General features: G+C 65.2%; 17 protein-coding genes and 3 pseudogenes. 8 read left to right on the top strand and 12 right to left on the bottom strand.

What is annotated here, in order from left to right:
• The first annotated feature begins 305 nt into the window (after nt 1–305).
• A complete protein-coding gene (locus R4P95_RS12545) occupies nt 306–1,187 on the top strand; it encodes a hypothetical protein (RefSeq protein WP_317744342.1) in 882 nt (293 codons plus the stop codon).
• Between the two features lie 175 nt (nt 1,188–1,362).
• The gene (locus R4P95_RS12540) at nt 1,363–1,938 is read left to right on the top strand and encodes a TetR/AcrR family transcriptional regulator (RefSeq protein WP_317744343.1); all 576 of its coding nucleotides are present in this window, start codon (nt 1,363–1,365) and stop codon (nt 1,936–1,938) included.
• A 52-nt stretch (nt 1,939–1,990) separates the two neighbouring features.
• Here R4P95_RS12540 and R4P95_RS12535 read toward each other — a convergent pair whose 3' ends face one another.
• On the bottom strand, nt 1,991–2,977 hold the full coding sequence (locus R4P95_RS12535) for an integrase (protein ID WP_317744344.1): 987 nt from the start codon (nt 2,975–2,977) through the stop codon (nt 1,991–1,993).
• Nucleotides 2,978–3,318: 341 nt separating this feature from the next.
• Here R4P95_RS12535 and R4P95_RS12530 point away from each other — a divergent pair, with 341 nt between their 5' ends.
• Nucleotides 3,319–3,993: a PAS and ANTAR domain-containing protein gene (locus R4P95_RS12530; protein ID WP_317744626.1), complete on the top strand. Its 675-nt coding sequence runs from the start codon at nt 3,319–3,321 to the stop codon at nt 3,991–3,993.
• Between the two features lie 669 nt (nt 3,994–4,662).
• Here R4P95_RS12530 and R4P95_RS12525 read toward each other — a convergent pair.
• The 3 genes and pseudogenes from R4P95_RS12525 to R4P95_RS12515 all read right to left on the bottom strand — a co-directional run.
• Nucleotides 4,663–4,958 (bottom strand): annotated as a pseudogene (locus tag R4P95_RS12525) (hypothetical protein); the annotation flags it as partial.
• Between the two features lie 216 nt (nt 4,959–5,174).
• Nucleotides 5,175–5,508, bottom strand: a pseudogene (locus tag R4P95_RS12520) (DDE-type integrase/transposase/recombinase); the annotation flags it as partial.
• 312 nt (nt 5,509–5,820) lie between these two features.
• Nucleotides 5,821–6,459: a TetR/AcrR family transcriptional regulator gene (locus tag R4P95_RS12515; RefSeq protein WP_213575813.1), complete on the bottom strand. Its 639-nt coding sequence runs from the start codon at nt 6,457–6,459 to the stop codon at nt 5,821–5,823.
• Between the two features lie 78 nt (nt 6,460–6,537).
• Between R4P95_RS12515 and R4P95_RS12510 the strand changes: the two genes are divergently transcribed.
• A complete protein-coding gene (locus tag R4P95_RS12510) occupies nt 6,538–7,431 on the top strand; it encodes an SDR family oxidoreductase (RefSeq protein WP_213575812.1) in 894 nt (297 codons plus the stop codon).
• On the top strand, nt 7,428–8,954 hold the full coding sequence (locus tag R4P95_RS12505; RefSeq protein ID WP_317744345.1) for an NAD(P)/FAD-dependent oxidoreductase: 1,527 nt from the start codon (nt 7,428–7,430) through the stop codon (nt 8,952–8,954). The genes R4P95_RS12510 and R4P95_RS12505 overlap by 4 nt, the downstream gene beginning before the upstream one ends.
• 14 nt (nt 8,955–8,968) lie before the next feature.
• Here R4P95_RS12505 and R4P95_RS12500 read toward each other — a convergent pair whose 3' ends face one another.
• The 3 genes from R4P95_RS12500 to R4P95_RS12490 form a co-directional block, all read right to left on the bottom strand.
• Entirely contained in the window at nt 8,969–9,841 is an 873-nt protein-coding gene (locus R4P95_RS12500; RefSeq protein WP_317744346.1) for a hypothetical protein, read from the bottom strand.
• Nucleotides 9,842–10,064: 223 nt separating this feature from the next.
• Nucleotides 10,065–10,856 (bottom strand): SDR family NAD(P)-dependent oxidoreductase, encoded by a 792-nt coding sequence (locus R4P95_RS12495; RefSeq protein WP_317744347.1) that lies wholly within the window; start codon nt 10,854–10,856, stop codon nt 10,065–10,067.
• A 5-nt stretch (nt 10,857–10,861) separates the two neighbouring features.
• Entirely contained in the window at nt 10,862–11,158 is a 297-nt protein-coding gene (locus R4P95_RS12490) for a lipopolysaccharide assembly protein LapA domain-containing protein (RefSeq protein WP_317744348.1), read from the bottom strand.
• 202 nt (nt 11,159–11,360) lie between these two features.
• On the opposite strand from R4P95_RS12490, the gene R4P95_RS12485 reads away from it, so the two are divergent.
• On the top strand, nt 11,361–12,065 hold the full coding sequence (locus R4P95_RS12485; RefSeq protein ID WP_317744349.1) for a hypothetical protein: 705 nt from the start codon (nt 11,361–11,363) through the stop codon (nt 12,063–12,065).
• A 3-nt stretch (nt 12,066–12,068) separates the two neighbouring features.
• Here the strand turns inward: R4P95_RS12485 and R4P95_RS33565 are convergent.
• From R4P95_RS33565 to R4P95_RS12460, 5 genes and pseudogenes are all read right to left on the bottom strand, one after another.
• Nucleotides 12,069–12,239 (bottom strand): annotated as a pseudogene (locus tag R4P95_RS33565) (catalase); the annotation flags it as partial.
• 509 nt (nt 12,240–12,748) lie between these two features.
• Entirely contained in the window at nt 12,749–14,134 is a 1,386-nt protein-coding gene (locus tag R4P95_RS12475; protein ID WP_317744352.1) for an acyl-CoA desaturase, read from the bottom strand.
• A 20-nt stretch (nt 14,135–14,154) separates the two neighbouring features.
• Nucleotides 14,155–15,255 carry a ferredoxin reductase gene (locus R4P95_RS12470; RefSeq protein WP_317744353.1) on the bottom strand — a complete coding sequence of 367 codons (1,101 nt, stop codon included), beginning with the start codon at nt 15,253–15,255 and terminating at the stop codon, nt 14,155–14,157.
• A 92-nt stretch (nt 15,256–15,347) separates the two neighbouring features.
• Nucleotides 15,348–16,421 (bottom strand): YihY/virulence factor BrkB family protein, encoded by a 1,074-nt coding sequence (locus R4P95_RS12465; RefSeq protein ID WP_317744354.1) that lies wholly within the window; start codon nt 16,419–16,421, stop codon nt 15,348–15,350.
• A gap of 59 nt (nt 16,422–16,480) precedes the next feature.
• Nucleotides 16,481–16,918, bottom strand: a complete 438-nt coding sequence (locus R4P95_RS12460) for a hypothetical protein (protein ID WP_317744355.1) — start codon at nt 16,916–16,918, stop codon at nt 16,481–16,483.
• 116 nt (nt 16,919–17,034) lie between these two features.
• Here R4P95_RS12460 and R4P95_RS12455 point away from each other — a divergent pair, with 116 nt between their 5' ends.
• Together R4P95_RS12455 and R4P95_RS12450 are read left to right on the top strand one after the other, a co-directional pair.
• Nucleotides 17,035–17,568 (top strand): hypothetical protein, encoded by a 534-nt coding sequence (locus R4P95_RS12455; RefSeq protein ID WP_317744356.1) that lies wholly within the window; start codon nt 17,035–17,037, stop codon nt 17,566–17,568.
• Nucleotides 17,569–17,581: 13 nt separating this feature from the next.
• Complete coding sequence (locus R4P95_RS12450) at nt 17,582–18,751, top strand: zinc-dependent alcohol dehydrogenase (protein ID WP_317744357.1); 1,170 nt, start codon at nt 17,582–17,584, stop codon at nt 18,749–18,751.
• Nucleotides 18,752–18,760: the final 9 nt, after the last annotated feature.

Here is an 18,760-nt window from a genome sequence, read left to right as displayed (position 1 = left end):
TCCTGTTCGGTGATCTCCTCGGGAAGGGGAAGAGTGTTCTCCCGTTTCCCGATCAGCGATCAATGATCACGTGGCCAAACGCGGCACAGGGCCAGCCAACGACCACAACATTAAAGCTAGAAGATCTTGCTTTAAGCATGGTTGCATTCTGGGCCAGGAGACCGCAAGTCCCCGACTTCTCGAGGACGAGAGCCGTTGACAACGTTGATGTGCATCACCGATGCTGTGTTAACGCAAGAATAAGTTGCGTTAATTTGCGTCTCCTCAACGTCCGGCACGTGGGAGCAAGCGAGAGGATTCGGTCGATGCTGACCAGGAGAGACTTCATCATCCGCGCAGCCGGGGCAACGGCGACCGCGGCCGCGGCGTACGCCGGTGCGGGGACGGCGGCTGCAGTCCCGGCTTCGCCGGTGACGGCCCCCCGGTTGCGGACATTCCTCGACGGTGCGCTCGTCGAGCAGTCCAGAGTGGTCGAGTGGGAGCGACGGCGCATTTCCGTTGCGGCCGCGCGGTTGTCGAAGGACTACGCCGGCCTGCTGCGCGGCGAGCTGGATTCGCTCATCGGGCGATACACAGTTGCCGTCGACGACATCCCCGCCGCACGAGCAGCCCTGGCGCGAGTCCGCGCGCTGATCGGCCTAGACGGGCTTCGGGAGCTGGTCGCCGCGGAAATTTCCGCCTCCGAAGTCGGAACGCGGACCGCGCTCGCCGCCTCGGGCGGCCGATGGGCGGTGTCTGTCGCCGAGATCGTCAGCGATCGCGGCAGCGCCGAAGGTTTCGTGGATTGGTTCAATCGGGCCAAAGAGGCTGACGACCGTACGGTGTGGACCGACGCGTGCCCGGACCACTACATCATCACTACCGGCCCTGACGGGCGCCAGGAGGTCATCGAGGTGACCGGCGGCGCCGTGCTGGCCAGTCGTTTCTTCGTCGACTACAGCGACCGGGCACGAGTGACGGTCCCCGCCGACCCGAACTACCCGATCACCGTCGCCGGAACCGCCTCGCTCGCCAGCGGAGAACTCATCGGCAGTGTCTGCCACCAATTCCGCGACGAACCCGGAAGGGGTTTCCGCAGCCAACTCAAAGTCGCCTTCCCCGCTGCGGTTCCAAGTCTGTACATCGCCGAACATCAGTGGCATCTGGCCTGCGAATTCAGTAACTGGATCACCGGATACCTGCGCTGACCGGTACGACGCCGCCGGACAACCTGCCTGCTTGAAGGCCAGCGCGGTTCAGCGGATGTTCCGGCCGTCGAGTAGAAACAGGGCCATGAACCACCAGCGTGGGAACGATCCCCAGAACGCGCAACCGGCAACCTCTCCAGCCCCGCGCAAGCGGACCGGAGGACGCTCCGCACGCGTGCGAGAGGCCGTACTCACCGCCACGCTGGATCAGGTCGCGGAACACGGCATCGAGGGCTTGACCATCGGGGACGTCGCGGCCCGAGCCGGTGTCGCCGAGACAACGATCTACCGACGCTGGGGCACCCGCACCGCCCTCGTCGCCGACGCCGTCACCGAACTCGCGGCCGCGGGCAACCCCACACCGGACACCGGCACCCTGCGCGGAGACCTACACCAACTCGCCGAACAAATCTCCCACCTGATCTCCCGCCCCGGCATCGCGCGGTTACTGGCCACCACCATCGCCCTCTCCGCCGACCCGGACGTCGCCGCCGCACGCCATCGCTTCTGGAACGACCGCTTCGAACGGACCTCCCACGTCATCCGTAGAGCCATCGAACGCGGCGAACTACCCGAAGACGTGAACCCCCGAGAAGTTCTCGAAACCCTGTCCGCCCCCCTGTATTTCCGGTTACTGGTCGGCGACCAGCCCCTCGACAGCGCCTTCGTCACACGCTGCATCGACCACACCATTACCCTTCACGGCATGTCGAAGCGACGTAAAAGACCGGACCCGACGACACGCGCGTGACCCCGGAACGGCTCAGAGACTTGCTCTGCCACCCCGCCCGAATGGGAGTTCCTCACCGACTGGCCTGCGCACGCACCCCGCTTCGCCGCCACCGTGCACCTCGCCGACCACACCGCCACCGCGACCACGAAGACTTCAGCGAAGACCGCTGTCCTGTGTCAGCGAATCGTCCTTGAAGCCGGCGCTTGGACCTGGGGTGAGGAATCTTGAGTGGCGAACTAGTCTTGGTCAAGGCTGCTGGCGGGCCCGGCCGCCCTGCGGTGTCGTAGGCGGCGACGACCTGCGCCCACCGAACATAGGCGCACGGCGGGCAACTCGCGTGCGAGGCGGTGAAGGGCAGCGCCCGCACCGCCCCGGCACCTTCCTGGTCGGTCTTGGACCGCCGCAGCCGCACATGGACGCCGTCGAGCCGGTGCACGGTGACGTCGCCGCAGGTGAGGCCGACGAGGTCGCTGCGTCGGAAGGCGCCGGCGAACCCCATCAGCAGCAACGCGCAATCGCGACGCTCATAGACCTCGGCCGCCCACCCGGTAACAGCCTGCCGAGCAGTTCCGACGATGGCGAGGATGTCCTCGACCAGCAGCGGCGCCCGCGGACTGCGGGGTCGATCACCGTTCGACGCATAGTCACGGCGGATCCCCGACAGCGTCGATGTCACCAGTGCTTCCCCGCACGGGTTGGGGAGGTCGGCGGTGCGGTGGTCGTGCCCGATCACCGACACCCACCGGTTCAGACTCGCCGGTGAGTACGCCCTCTCCCCCGTTTCGGTGAGGGTGTCGGCGGCGTCGACCAGATAGGCGGCGACGGTGACCGGGTGCGCCGGCAACGCCTGGTGCCCGTTCGTGTCGCACCAGCTGCGGAACCGTCGCCAATCCGACGCGTAGACCCGGCGGGTCGCCGGCGCCCGCGACGCGCTAACGGCGCCGGCGATCCGGGCGGCCGTCTCCTCGGTGAGCTCCGGTACCGCACCCCAACCGTCGACGACGTGCGCCATATCCATTGCGCCGCTGACGGTTACCCTCACCTGTTCGATCGTCACAAGCGGACCCTACCGGCAGGACCCGACACCACCAGGCACCAAGGAAACTCGCCGCGAGCGAATGCTCGGCCGGGGCCTACCGGTCTCCGAGGCCTGGCCACCGCGACGATCGACTCCATCACCCAGGCACCGGCAGGGCTGCGATCTCCGGGTCGCCGACCCGCCGCACCAGTCCCGCCGCCCACCGCGGCGGCGGGACTGATCGGAGTGCCCGGCGCGACTGCCCGCACACACCGGCCCGGGCCATCTGTTCCGGGAGCGTTTCCGCCGCTCGCGGCGGGTGTGGGACACTTCCGGTGTCCGCCGAGCCAGCGCGGGATAATGACGACGATGGCTCGCGGATGCGCTGGGCCGGGAGGTACCGGATCGTGAGTGATCTCGACGAAATCGTCGGGGCAGGTGTCCCGCAGCGGGTGGGCAGTTTCCAGTTCTTCCTCGACGGTCACCGATGGGAATGGTCGGACACCGTCGCCGCCATCCACGGCTACACCCCCGGCCAAATCATCCCGACCACCGAGCTGCTGCTCTCCCACAAACACCCCGACGACCACCCCCAGGTCGCCGCCCTGTTCGACAAGATGATCGCCGACGGCCAACCCTTCAGCAGCCGGCACCGCATCCTCGACACCACCGGCCAGGTCCACCACGTCCTCGTCGTCGGCGACCGGATGCTCGACGAGCACGACCAGGTGCTCGGGACGAGCGGGTTCTACATCGACGTCACCGACCTGCGGGACTGGGACCGCCGCGACATGGTCGACGAGATCGTCGTCGAACTCGAGAAGTCGCGGGCGGTGATCGAGCAGGCCAAGGGGGTGCTGATGCTCGCCTACACCATCACCGCCGACCGCGCGTTCGACATCCTCACCTGGCACTCCCAGCAGACCAACACCAAACTCCGCACCGTCGCCGAACTTCTCGTCGCCACCATCACCACCACCACCGTGCTCCCCGACCACGTGCGGGCACGGTTCGACCACCTGCTGCTCACCTCACACCGTCCCGACCACGGGTAAGGGTCGGTTCCGCGCGCTGCTCGGGTGAACGCACGGAACCTCGATCGCCCGACCGCCGGCAATCGAATCGACCGTGCACCCCGATTGCCCCATCCTCGCCGCAGTCAAAACAACGTCTGCCGAGAGCGGGACACCACGCCCCGAGGCCGGCTTGACACGCCGTTTCGGCCCCGACCTGCGCGAAACCGTAGGCAAAGACCCGCCGTTCGCGTACTACAGGACGAAAAGTGTCCTCACCTGCGATTTTCGGGTCGATGCTGCGTAAATGTTTTTTTGCGCAGCGTCGATACCCGGCCGCTCGTGCGCCGTGTACCCCTCCCGGCTCAGTACATCCGATCCGACATGCCTGGATCTCCGGCGCCTACCCCGGCAACGCCCGGGGCGACCTCCTTGCCGAGCGGGCGAACAACACGACAGCGGTTCCACGCGCATCAAATCGATTGAGCCGGAGACGGACGCGGCGACTCGATGAACACGATGCACAGCCGGGTGAAAGCTTCGTCGTAACATCAGTGTTACTGAGCGAGAACAATATCCGTTTCGATCCGTTCGCGGACATACCGATACGACGTGTCCTCTCGGAATCAGATCCAGCCGATGTGGACCGAGTCGAAGTGGAACCCGAACAGGTCGCTGTACCTGTCGAACCCCTTGTTCTCGGGGTAGTTAGACATCCGGGTGCGGGATGCGGCCCTGTTGCGTCCACCGGCGCAGCGTGCGATCCGATGGTCGGGTGCGGCCGGCATCGATCGCCGCCTGCCGCAAACCCTCGTTGCCCAGTTCCTTTGCGCAGCTGTCTGACGGAGACCTAGTTGGTCAGCCCGCCCAGTCCCCCGCTCTTGACCCTGCTTCGACTTCTCGACACCGCTGGTCGCGCCGTGGGCGACCGAGACTTTGAGGCCGTCGAGGCCGGCCGCCTGCTGCGCCGGTTTCTTCGTGCGCGGCCTCGGCCGATGCAGAGCCATCAGAAAACCCCCCGCCCCTACGTGGTCGGCTTCGTGGTCGGCGTCGTGTTCGTGGTCGTTGTCGGTGAAGGCGGCCTTGATCGCGAGGTTCACGTGCACGTCCTCCGCCGACGTGAAGTCGGACAGGAGCGTGTCGGTGGTTATCCGATCGTGGACCTTCTCGACATGACGCGTTACCTGGTACCGACTCCGCCGCCGGCACCACCGGTTCCGTCACCTTGGTCTCCGGGTCCGCCGGCACACAGGTGCGGATGGTGACCCCGTAGTGGCGGCCGACCTCGACGATCTCGGTGTTGCGGAACGTGATTCGGGCCATGTGGAAGGTGGTGACGGTCTTCTCGTTGTCGGTCAGCGCAGATGCCGGGACCCCGCCGATCCGGCGCAAGGTGGTGTCCAGGCACGCGACGATCGTTGGTAACGTCTTGTCCCAGAACGGGATCACCACCCGATACCGCGACCACGCCAGCCAGGCGCGCCAGAGCGAGGTGCGCCGGCCCCGGATCGTCGGGCCCTCGACCCAGTCCCATTGCAACCACAGCCCGGGCTCGGTACTGCGCCTTGGCCTATTTGTCGGTCCGCACCTCCCCTACGATTGTCGATGATCAGCATGCCTTCGCCCTGTGGAACATCGCGGGCCTTGATCACGGTGGGGTCGAGGCGCAGCTGCACCGCGGAGGTTTCCTGCTCGACGGTCACCTGGGTTCGATGGTGGCTTGGTCGTTGGCTCCGGAGATGGTGAGCCGACGGGTCTGCGGCTTGCCGGCCTCCGACGATGGAACGGTGAGCGTGACGGCCACGCTGACGGTTTCGCCGGGCGGAACCTCGATGATCGCGGCGGAGGATTCGAATCCGACCGCTTCGATCAGTCGGTCAGGCGGCCCAGCACGGACGAGAGGATCGTGTGCGCGTCGGCGATGACCGCCTCGATGGGCTGAGGTTTCTCCGACAACACCCACTGCTGCGCGATCATCAGCACGGCACCGACGAGCCCGGTGGCGAGGGTGTGCAGATGCGGATCCGGCGCCCGATCGATCGCCGGATTGATGACGAAGAGAACGGCGTCGACGAACTCGAGGGTGACCCGGCGATAGGCGCGGTCCACTTCCGGCCCGACACCCAGAACCTCCTGGAACGCGATCCGCGAAATTCGGGGATCCTCGGCGACGGACTCGAAGAATGCGGTGAGGGCGCCTCGCACTCGGGTGTCGAGGTCGGCGGCGTCACGGCCGGCGCCGGCGAGCACATCCTCCCGCAACCGATCCGTCACCGTGCCATACGCCGCGAGCAACAGCGCCTCGCTGTCGGTGAAGGATTCATAGAAGTAGCGTTTGGTGAGCCCGGCGACCGCACAGATCTTCCCGACCGTCGCCGAGCGGTATCCGGTAGTGCCGAACACCTCGACCGCAGCGTCGATCAAGCGCAGGCGGCGCTCTTCCTGACGTTGCTGGGGTCCCGCACCGCGGTAGGTGCGACCCGGTTCCTCGAGCCTGGGCGAACTCACGACCCAATATTGACACTGACCGGTTCCAGATACAAACTGACACCGGACGGTGCCAGATAACTACGCCAGGAGATCGCCATGCCCACGCTCAGGAACAAGGTCGCGCTCATCACGGGCGCCGCACGGGGCATCGGGGCAGACACCGCCCGTGCGCTCGCCGCAAAGGGCGCCAAGCTCGTCTTGATCGACCTGGATGCTGCGCCCCTGCAGGCTCTGGTCACCGAACTCGGCGACGACGTTGCCCTCGCCGCCGTCGCCGACGTGTGCGACCTGCCCGCGATGCAGAGAGCCGTCGACGCCGGGGTCGCGAAGTTCGGTGGCATCGACCTGGTGCTCGCGAACGCAGGAATCGCCAGCTACGGCTCGGTGTCGCAGGTAGACCCGGCCACCTTCAAGCGCGTTCTCGACATCAACATTCTCGGCGCCTTCCACACGGTCCGGGCCGCGCTTCCGTCCGTCATCGAACGCAAGGGCTACATACTCGTCGTCTCCTCGCTCGCCGCATTCACCGCCGCACCCGGCCTTGCCGCGTACTGCGCCAGCAAGGCTGGGGTCGAGCATTTCGCCAGCGCCCTCCACCTCGAGCTCGCTCACCTCGGTGTCGCGGTCGGATCGGCGCACATGTCGTGGATCGACACTCCACTCGTGCAGGACGCGAAGGCGGATCTGTCGGCTTTCAATCAGCTCCTCGCCGTTCTGCCCGGCCCCCTCGGGAAGACGACGTCGGTGCAGGCGTGCGTCGACGCCTTCGTGCATGCACTGTCTCGCCGCAAGCGCCGCGTGTACGTACCCCGCTGGGTCGGGCCGGTGGGCTGGTTCAAAGCGGTGGTCACCTCCAGGATCGGCGATCGCGCGGTTATGCCCCACATCCCGCGGATTCTTCCGTTGATGGACGAAGAGGTGGCCGCCCTCGGCCGGTCCACCTCCGCGCGCAACGTTGCGCTCGACGACGTGGCGGTCGACCCGTCATGACGTCCACCGATACCGCCGCCGGCCGATCCGACACCGAGCGCGCAGTCGAGCATCTCGATGTGATCGTGATCGGCGCCGGCCTCTCCGGGATCGGTGCCGCGTACCACCTGCAGGACAAGTTCCCTGGCCGCACGTACGCGATCCTCGAGGGCCGCGACGCGATCGGCGGCACCTGGGACCTGTTCCGCTACCCCGGAATTCGTTCCGACTCCGACATGTACACCCTCGGCTACCGGTTCCGGCCCTGGGAGAACGACAAGTCGATCGCCGACGGCTCCTCCATCCTCGAGTACGTACGCACAACGGCCGCCGAGGCCGGCATCGATCGCCACATCCGGTTCGGACATCGGGTTGTCCGAGCCGAATGGTCGAGCGCATCTTCGACGTGGACGGTCGAGGCCGAACGCACGGACTCCGGCGAGAAGATAACGCTGACAGCGGATTTTCTCTTCTCCTGCAGCGGCTATTACCGGTACGACGAGGGCTACACCCCGGATTTCCCGGGGCTGGAACGATTCGACGGCCAGGTGGTGCATCCCCAGCAATGGCCCGAGGACCTCGACTACGCCGACAAGCGTGTCGTCGTCATCGGTAGCGGCGCGACCGCGGTGACTCTCGCGCCGTCGATGGCGGCCGAGGCCGAGCACGTCACCATGCTGCAGCGCTCGCCCACGTACATCCTCTCCATGCCGGCCGAGGATGCGCTGGCCAACCGCTTCCGCAAGCACCTTCCCGCGCGCGTCGCCTACGCCCTGACGCGGCTGAAGAACGCGTCGGTCGCGGTCGCGATCTACCAACTGTGCCAGCGTTATCCGGAGTTCATGAAGGGCCGCATCCGGCAACTGCAGACGAAGTGGCTTCCTCACGGTTACGACATCGACACCCACTTCACGCCGCGATACAACCCGTGGGATCAGCGTCTGTGCCTCGTCCCCAACGGAGACCTGTTCCGCGCCATTCGTCACGGTGAGGTGTCGATCGTCACCGATCACATCGACACCTTCACGAAGAACGGCATCGCCCTGAAGTCGGGCGAGGAACTGAAGGCCGACATCGTGGTGACCGCCACCGGGTTGAATCTGCTTGCCTTCGGCGGAATGACGCTCGCCGTCGACGGCCGCGACATCGATCTCGCGGACACGATGGCCTACAAGGGCATGATGCTCAGCGGCGTACCCAACTTCGCGTTCGTCATCGGGTACACCAACGCATCGTGGACCCTGAAGGCGGACCTCGTCTGTGAGTACGTGTGTCGTCTTCTCGAGCACATGGACGAGAAGGGGTACACGTACTGCGTGCCCGAACGTGACGCATCGGTCGACGAAGAACCGTTCCTCGACTTCGCCGCGGGGTACGTACTCCGCTCGGTGGAGTCGTTCCCGAAGCAGGGCTCGAAAGCCCCGTGGCGGCTGCGCATGAACTACTTCCGCGACCTCGTCACCTTTCGCCACGGCAAGATCGTCGACGACGCGATGACCTTCCGGGGATCACGACCGCCCCGTTCGCTCACGACAGGACACTGAAGTCGCATAAGCAGTCACGGGGCGGGAAGAATGTCCGCCGGTAGCGTCCATTCGGGTGGGATGGCCGTGGCCAGCTGACTGACGACGGGATTGTCGGTGGTGTCGAGACGCTCGATCAGCTCGCGCACCGGCACCTGGTCCGGCGCAGGCGTCTGTTCGGGACCGAACGCGCCCTGGACGTCCGATGTGTGCTGCTCCTTGCTCCCGTAGGTGTTGGCGGCCACCGAGAAGTCGGGACCGAACGAGGCCGATGCGACAATGTCCGGTCCGTAGTCGGACCAGCCCCATTTGGTGCCTACGACGGAGGGAAGCGTGCTCGTTCCCCAGTCCTGGGTCGTTCCGTCCGCCGCGACGGGGGCGGCGGTGGCCATCCAGCCGAGAATGGGACTCGACGGGTCGGTGGCCTTCTTCGCCTCCAGGAAGGTGACGGTGTCGGCCGTGCTGGTGCTCGAGTTGCCCCAGAAGGCGGCGCCTCGCGTTGCAGTGAGACCGTACTCGCGGGCCACGGCGTCGATGGAGTGCGGATATTTGGCGTACGCCTGGGAGGCGGCGCCGTCGTCGCTGTCCCGAATCATGCGCTGACCGAGCTCACGGTCCTCGGCAGAACCGTCTCCGTGTCGGAGCATGTAGTCGGCCACATACAGTTTGACGGTCGACAGGCCGGGTCGGGCCTCCGCGGAGTTGGCGGTACCCACCCGCATTCCGCTGGGTGAGTGTGCGAAGGACAGCGAGGTACGGTCGGGGACGGTGTCGACCCCATCCGGTGAGGGAGCGGCGTTCACCGAACCGGCTTGGGTGGCCACTCCACCGCCGAGGAGGAATGCCACGGCTGCACAACGCGCGCAGAGCTTCTTCGCGCATGCGGGGGTGAAATGGGGAAGATTCATAGTTGCGGGTACCCGCAGGGGGGACCGTGACACATCACCGCACAGAAACCTACGACGTGCATGGCGTCATGCCCCACTTTCTCCTCGGGACACATCACGTAACTCCACGCGGTGCGGTCCGCTGGCAGGACAGCCGATCTTGCCGAAGTCTCCGACCGTGCGGGCCGCGAACAACTCGACGCGCTTATGAGTGCGATACCTACCGTGGACTGAACGTGTCAGGTCACCGGCCGGATCCTGGTTTGGCGAGTAGACGATGCGCTGCCGCCTTGACCGCGTCCGGAGTCACCGTGTTCACCGCCGCCATCGCCTTGGACATGATCGACCCGGCCACTACTTTGCGCTCACCCTTCATCATGGCCTCGTAGCCCTGCTTGGCGACCTCGGCAGGATCACCCTTGGGACCTTGACCGAGCTTGGTGTCGTCGAGCTCGGCGCGGCTGAAGAAGTGGGTGTCCGTGGGCCCGGGCATCAGTGACGTAATGGTGACCGGGCTGTCTTTCAGTTCCCCTTGCAGCCCCTCCGCGAACGACTGCACAAACGACTTGGAGGCGTTGTAGACGGCTTGATATGGACCGGGCATCGTGGAGGCCACGGACGAGGTGATCAGTATCCGCCCCTCACCGCGGGAGACCATGTCGTCGAGCACGAGTTTGGTCAAATGCGCGGTCGACCTCACATTGAGGTCGATGATGGCGAACGTGTCGGCGAGGTCGGTGTCGACGAACGCACCGCCATGTCCCACACCCGCATTGAGTGCAGCGGCAGCGAGCGGGCGGCCGTCTGTGGTGATCGCCTCCCACACCGTCGCCACGCCCTGTTCGGTGCGCAGATCGGTGCGCACGGGAATCACACCGGCACCCGTCGACCTCAGTTCGGTGACGGCGGAGTCCAGGGCATCGGAGTCCGCCACGACGACGAGATCGTAACCGTCCTTGACGAACAATCTGGTCAGTTCGAGCCCGATTCCCCGCGACGCTCCGGTGACGAGAGCCAGTGGGCGTGCCATGGTCATAGTTCTCACCCCTCCGTGGTGTGGTTTCTCCGTCTACGGAGCCGCAGAATTGCCGAGGTCAGCATGCCGAGAATGAAGCCGAGAACTGCGGCGAGTAGTAAGGACAGCCCCAGAGCGAGGTCCAGATCCCAGCCGAAGTAGCTGATACGCGTGGTGTCACCGTTCTGCACGACGAACACGATCAGCGCAGCAAGGAGGACGAGCGCGAGAATGGTCGTAAGTACCGCGGGTACGGAAGTGCGGCGCTTGACGGTGGTGGTCTGCCCAGCCGTTCCCGTGGGAACGTACGGTTGCTCGGTCACGAAAGAACCCCTCTTCACTGGGAGAAACAGTCGGCGATCACGGTGCCGATTACCCAGGTGCCGGCATCTCACACCGGCATATTTCCCTCACACCGGCAGATCAGGGGTGCAGTCGGAGTTGTGCGGGGAACACGGGTCACCGACGATGGAACAAGACTCATCTGACGCAGGTTTCCGCACACCTCACCGAGGAGAAGGCACCATGGTCGATTCCGGACGAGCACTCGACACCGTACGCAGCGCATTCGTGGGCCCGTTCCGCATTGCCGCGTCCGTCCGCCATGCACGGGTGTTCCACCCCAAGGGGCTGGTCATCGGCGGCACAGTCGAATTCAACTCGTCCTGGTGGCCGGGACGTACCCGAATCTCGTTGCCGGTGACCGCGCGGATGTCCGGCGGAATCGGTACTCCGTCCATGATCCCCGACGTACTGGGTCTCGCTCTGCGGATCGACCTGGACGAGGGCCCCACGCCGTGGGATCTACTGTTGGCGAGCTCGGGCACCTCGTCGCTGACCCGCATGCTGCCGCTTCCTGCAACGGGATGGAACACCGCCCGGTACAGCAGTCTCATGCCGCTCTCCTCGACGGGCGGACCGCCCACCTGGGTGCTGGCCGAGCCCGTGGGTGAGCACCCACCGACGACGTCGATCAACGCACTCGCCGATGCCCTCGCGATCGCGCCGCTCGTGTTCTCCTTACAACTGGCTACTTTCACCAATTCACCCACGCCCTCAGGGCGTGTCGTACTGAGCGACGTGCGTGACCTCGCGGATGACGAACAGCCGTCTTTCGATCCGGTAGTGAACTGCCCACCCTCGATCGCGCTGCGGCCCGAGTGGCTTGCCGCAGCGCGAATCGGGGCGTATCGGGGCAGTCGCCGAGGTCGGGGAGCTACCGACGAATAGCGGTCACGGTTTGTCCGGGTCGAGCGCTTCCTTCACCTTGCCGACGAGACCCTTTTCCGTGCCCAGTGCGCTCGAGGCCGGTTAACCCAGATTCCCGCCGTACGTCGCATAGAGTTTCGGATCCGGCGCGGGCGCACCGCCCTTGCCGCCCAGCGGCTGCGGGTCCGCGAGGAACCGATTCTCGTCGTCGGTCCATCGACTCGACGCTGCCACCGCAGGTTCCTGCGTCTGGCCATTTCTCTCGCGTTCCCCGACGTCTGCGGGCGAGAACAGGAGGAGGACGCGGGAGCAGTTTTGTGCTCCACTAATCGCTGCGTCGCATCGCGCCCTCCACCTCGCGACGAGCGGGACGCTCGTTGCGTCAGATCGAACGAGCGTCCCCTTCGACTCGGCGGGGACGTATCGGCCCCACAAGCCGAAGCTCCAGGAGGCACTCGACCCTCGGGCGCTGCGCCGGGCTGAGCCCTCCGGTGGTGACCCGACCAATTCGCCGCCGGTTGCCGGGGCGGCAGGCGGTTCTCCCGTGGATCCGTCCCACTCACCGTCCGACAACACTCCGCTGCGCCACGGTGTCGCGGAGCAGACCCCAGCCCGCGGAAAGCCCTGAACCGCACCATATCCTGACACCACCGCCGTCCGGGTGCGCACCGCACCCGGGGCGACGGCCCATCGTGGGCATCCCGTCAATCTCGCGGTGGCGGCGTCACTTCCACTCCGCCGGAGTCGTGTTCGGGCCCGGCTGCAGGGTTGTCGGCGGGTACGCGGCTACGGAACGCCGCCGCCTCGCTTCGTTTGCCGCCGTCGGTGCCCTTCTCCCCGCGGTACGGTCCTGGCTTAGGACGCGGCTTCCCGCCCGGAAATGCCAACCGCAGGATCGTCCGGTGCACCATTCCCCACTGCTGCATCAACGGTCCCGAGTTGTACGGCAATTGGTACCGTTCGCAGATGTCCTTCACCTTCGGTGCGACCTCGGAATAGCGGGTGCTCGGCATATCCGGGTAGAGGTGGTGTTCGACCTGATACCCGAGGTTGCCGCTGATGATGTGGAACAGCGGGCTGCCGTCGATGTTCGCGGCGCCCACCAGTTGACGCACATACCAGCCGCCCCGGGTTTCGTCCTCCACCTCCTTCTCACTGAAGGTGTACGTCTGATCTGGGAAGTGGCCGCAGAAGATGATGCCGTGCGCCCACACGTTGCGGATGATGTTGGCGGTGAAGTCGGCCAGCGCGGTGGCGAGAAACGTCCGCTCCAACCCGGGCAACATGCGGTCGAATACGTCCGCGACCGACGACCACCGGCCGCGAGCCCGCTTGCCGCGCAGCAGTCGGCCCGCTTTCGACGTTGCCGGCTGACCGAGTCGTCCGCGGGCGGCGAGTTGTGCGAGCCCGAAGGCGCCTGCACTGATCAAGGGCCAGCCGACATAGTCCTTCACGACCTGGGCGCGAGCCTTTCCGCCAATCCCTTTGAGGTCCTGCCACACGTCCTTCAACGGCTTCTCACCGGAGCGGACCGCCTCGAGGTCCATGTCGTGGAGCGCGACACCCCATTCGAAAAATGCCATCAGCACGACGTTGTAGAACGGCTGGGCAAGATAGACGGGGTGCCATCGCTGCTTCGGGTCGATCCGCATGATCTCGTATCCGAGATCTTTGTCCTTCCCCCGGATATTGGTATAGGTGTGGTGGATGTAATTGTGCGAGTGCTTCCACGCCTTCGCGGTCGACGCCGTGTCCCAGTCCCACGTGGACGAGTGAATATAGGGATCGTTCATCCAGTCCCACTGGCCGTGCATCACGTTGTGGCCGATTTCCATGTTCTCGAGGATCTTCGCCATCCCCAGACAGGCGGTTCCGGCCAGCCAAGCAGGTTTGCTGACCGAACCGAGCAACAGAACTCGGCCGGCGACCGCCAGCTGACGTTGCGCGGCGATGACGGACTTGATGTATCTGCGGTCGCGTTCACCGAGATCGGCGTAGATCTCGTCGTGGATGGCGTCGAACTCGCGTCCGAGCGCCTCGATGGTGTCGTCACTCAGATGTGCGAGCGGGCTCTCGATGTCGATACTCACCAGCAGGTCCTTCCCCTATTTCACAGCTCGATTTCGATGTCACCTTCTGCGGTGTGAACGCAGGTGCGGACCGCCTGTCCGACGGCGTCGTCGACGACGTCCCCGGTTCGCAGGTCACGAAGCCTGCCCGATTTCAATGTCCCGACGCACGTGTGACAGATCCCGATGCGGCACCCGAACGGGAGCGTCAAGCCGGCGTTCTCCCCGGCAACGAGGATCGGTGTTCCCCCGTCGACCTCGGTTTTCACGTCGCTGTCCGAGAAGTGGACTTCGCCTCCTTCACCGCCGGAATCGTCGCCACCGATCACGGGCTGGAAGCGTTCCATGTGCAGGCGCTGCGGATCGCCGTGGTCGTTCCAATGCTCCACCAGCTGATCGAGCATCTCGCCCGGACCGGACGCGAACACCTCGCGTTCACGCCAGTCGGGACACGGTTCGGCGAGCGCGTCCGGTGTCAGCCGGCCCTCCTTCCCGGTGAGGCGGAGCACCAGCCGGAACCCGTCGTGGCGACGGTCGAGATCGCGGAGCGTCGAATCGAACATGACCTGCTCCTCGCTGCGGGCCGAGTGCGCGACGACCACGTCGTCGACCGCATTCTTGTGGTCGAGGCTGCGGAGCATGCTGATGATCGGTGTAATACCGCTGCCGGCGCTGATGAACAGCAACTTGTCGGGCAAGGGGTCCGGGAGGGTGAAGGTGCCTTCCACCTCACCGAGACGCACGATGTCCCCGGGGCGGATGTCGCGGACGAGGTACGGCGACACCGTGCCGCTTTCCACCAGCTTCGGCGTGACGCTGATCAGCCCGTCATCCGGGTCGGGGTCCGAGGTGAGCGAGTACGCGCGCCAGTAGTAGACGCCGTCGAGGACGACGCCGAGGCGCACATACTGTCCGGCCTCGTGCCCGAACCATTCGTATTGGGGGCGGATCACGACCGTGGCGGAGTCGGCACTGGCGGGCTCGACCCGCTCCACCCGTCCCCGCAATTCACGGGTGGTCCACAGCGGATTGATGAGCTCCAGATAGTCGTCCGGGCGGAGAGGGCTGAAGAGATGCCGCACCGCGCGCAGCATGAATCTGCGCACTACGGGAACTTTGGGACGAGCACCGCGTTCCGCCATGACGACCACCGTAACTATTCGGCACTGCTCGGGTCAGCGTTCCGGGCGCGATCGGGTGAGAAAATCCGTCGGACCGAATACTCCTGATGTGATTAACGCTGTTGTTCTTCGGGTACCGCGTCGGGTTCAGCACTGTTCCCGTCGCTCTCGCGAAGCGCTCGTCCCTGCTCGATGTACTTCTGGTACTTCTCGGCATTCTTGTCGGACACGCGGGTGTCGCGCGGCGGAAGCTGCAGTTCGTCTTCCGCCGGCAGTCCGGCTTGCAGTTCCCGGCCTCGCTCGAGTTCGGAATCGAGCTCGGCTCCGAACAGCAACGCCAAGTTGGTGATCCACAACCACAGCAGAAACACGATGACCCCGGCGAGAGAACCGTACGTTTTGTTGTAACTGCCGAAATTCGAGACGTAGAGACCGAAGAGGACCGACGCCACGATCCACGTCACAATCGCAAGAAATGCGCCCGCACTGATCCAGCGGAATTTCGGCTGCTTCACGTTGGGTGTCACGTAGTACAGGATCGCGACCGCGACGACGACCACTCCCAGCACGAACGGCCACCGGGCAATGTTCCACACGGTTAGGGCAGTGTCGCCGAATCCGATGGCGTCACCGACCGAACGGGCAACCGGCCCACTCAGCGCCAGCATGACGGCCGCCACCGCCACGAGCAGGAGTCCGATCAGTGTGACCAGCAGCATCAACGGACGCAACTTCCACACCGGACGCCCTTCGTCGACCTCATACATGCGGTTCATGGCGCGGCCGAACGCGCCGATGTAACCCGACGCCGACCATACGGCGCCCAGGAGACCGAAGATCAATGCCATACCGGCAGTGGGTGTTTGGACGAGCTGGGCAATGGGGTCCCGCAAGGTGTCCACTGCGGACGAGGGTCCGAGGTCGTCGACGATCTGCAACACCGAATCTGTTGTGCGCTGTCCCTGTCCGAAAACGCCGAGAAGCGACACCAGCGCGAGCAGGGCAGGGAACAGTGACAGGACGGCGTAGTACGTCAACGCGGCCGCTAGATCGGTGCACTGATCGCGGCCGAACTCGTGCGCTGTCTTCCGCAGAACGTACCCCCACGACGGTTTCGTCAGCTCCGTGGGCGAGTCCGGTTTGCGGGGATCGTCGGGATCCGGTTCGGCTTGCTTTTCATCGACCATCGTCTTCTCCTACCCGGGAACCTTCTCTCGGAAACGGCGGCGGAACTGGGTTTCGCGGCCTACGGGCGCGCTTCGTGCCTGGGCTGTCCGTGCGTTCGACGGGACTCCTTCATCTCGGACTCGAACACGTGCCGGCGTCCGCCGCACAGCTGGCCGCGCACGGTGGCCTCACAGTCCCGGAAGGTGGACCAGTAGTGGTCGTCGAAGTCTTCGACTATCTGGAACGTCCATCTCCCGTGCAGGACGTTGCGGCCCACCAGCTCCTTTTCCACCTGCTCGGCGATGTCGTCACGTCCTGCCTCACGCAGCTTCTGGACCGCCTCGTCCAACATCAGGTCGGCGTGACCGATCAGCTGATGGAAGTCGTACAAACGTCCGCGGGCACGTTCCACCGTCTCGAGGGCCTCGGACAATTTGCCGGCCGCGGCGACCTCTTCGTCCGTCGCCTGCTCTGGCCTCGCATGGTCGGGGGGATCCGGGATCTGCTGGTCTGTCATGGACTGCGTGTACCCGATCCGCCAGGCTCGTACCCCCGACAGGGCGGGAATCGGCCCTTTCCGACTGTTTCCGTCCGCAGGATCCGGGTAACGCGGAACAGACGAAGGGAGGACCCGTGCATTACATCGACAAGGCGAGAGAACAGCTGACCGACTTGGTCGGGAAGCTGGTCGACTCCACCGCCGGCAGCGGAAACAGTCAGACGTTGACGATCAGCAGGCCCCGCTCGGAGGTGGAACAGTTCTGGCGTGACCCCGGGAAATTGTCCGAGGTGCTCGGCGATGTCGCCGAGGTCCGGTCGACCGAACCCGGTAGCTACGAGTGGACACTGAATCCCGGCGCCGACGAGCCCACCACCTGGAATACCACGCTGGTGGAAGAAGACGGCAGTCTGCGGTTCGTCGGCGAGACGGGTGAGGACTCCACGGCCCAGAGCTCCACGGCCGATCCACCAGAGGTCGAGCTCACGTTTCGCGACGCACCGCACGATCTCGGCACCGAGGTGACGATCCGGGCGAAGACGCCGGTGCCCGACATCCTTACCGGCGCGGCGACATTCAAGGCTCTCTACCGTGCCCGCGCGCTCTTGCAGACCGGCGAACTGCCCACTCTCAGGCACAATCCGAGCGCGCGTCACGCCGCTCGTTGAACGAGGAGAACCCATGCGTGCACTGTGTTGGAACGGCGTCAACGACCTGAGAGTCGAGACCGTCGACGACCCCGAACTCGTCAATCCACATGATGTCATCGTGCAGGTACGGCTGACCACTACCTGCGGTTCCGACCTTCATTTCATCGACGGATACCTGCCGGGCATGCGGGAAGGTGACGTGTTCGGTCACGAGTTCATGGGTGAAGTGGTGGACGTGGGTCCCGAAGTGACCGACACCAGGGTGGGTGACCGCGTGGTCGTTCCGTCGTTCATCGGATGCAACTCGTGCTGGTACTGCGACCACGACTTGTACTCGGTCTGCGACACGACGAATCCGAATGCCGAACTGCAGCAAGCGGTCTTCGGCTACCCCACGGGCGGCATCTACGGGTATACCCACCCGTTCGGCGGATATCAGGGCTCCCACGCACAGTACATCCGCGTGCCGTTCGGCGACGTCAACTGCTTCACCATCCCCGACGGCATCACCGACGAGCAAGCCCTGTTCCTCTCCGACGCCGTCCCCACCGGCCTCATGGGCGCGGATTTCTGCGACATCTCGCCCGGCGACACGATCGCAGTGTGGGGCAGCGGGGGCGTCGGGCTGATGGCCGCACACACTGCCCGTCTCCTCGGCGCGGAACGGGTCCTCGTCATCGATCGTTATCCTGAGCGACTTGCGTTGGCACGTCGGGAGTTCGGTGCGGAAACCATCGACTACACGTCCGTCGACAGCGTGCAGGAGGCGCTACGCGAAACCACCGGCGGGCGGGGCCCGGACGCGTGCATCGACGCTGTCGGCATGGAAGGGCACGGCACCGGGCTGCAGCAACTCTACGACCGCGCCAAACAACTGCTGAGGCTCGAATCCGACCGGGCCACCCCGTTGCGCGAAGCGATCCTCGCCTGCCGTAAAGGCGGCATCGTGTCTGTCCTGGGCATCTACGGACTGACGGACAAGTTCCCGATGGGTGTGGTGACCAACAAGAGTCTGACGATCCGGACGGCACAGCAACACGGTCAGCGGTACATGTCGCGGATGTTCGATTACATCCAGCAGGGCGATCTCGATCCCTCATATCTGATCACCCACGACATGTCCCTCGAGGAGGCAGTGCGCGGATACCAGGTGTTCAAGAGCAAGCAGGAAGGGTGTGTTCGGGCCGTCTTCCGGCCGTGACAGCCAATG

Origin of the sequence: Rhodococcus sp. IEGM 27 (assembly GCF_033142305.1) — a bacterium.
GTDB lineage: Bacteria > Actinomycetota > Actinomycetes > Mycobacteriales > Mycobacteriaceae > Rhodococcus_F > Rhodococcus_F oxybenzonivorans.
This window is presented reverse-complemented; position numbering and strand designations above follow the sequence as displayed.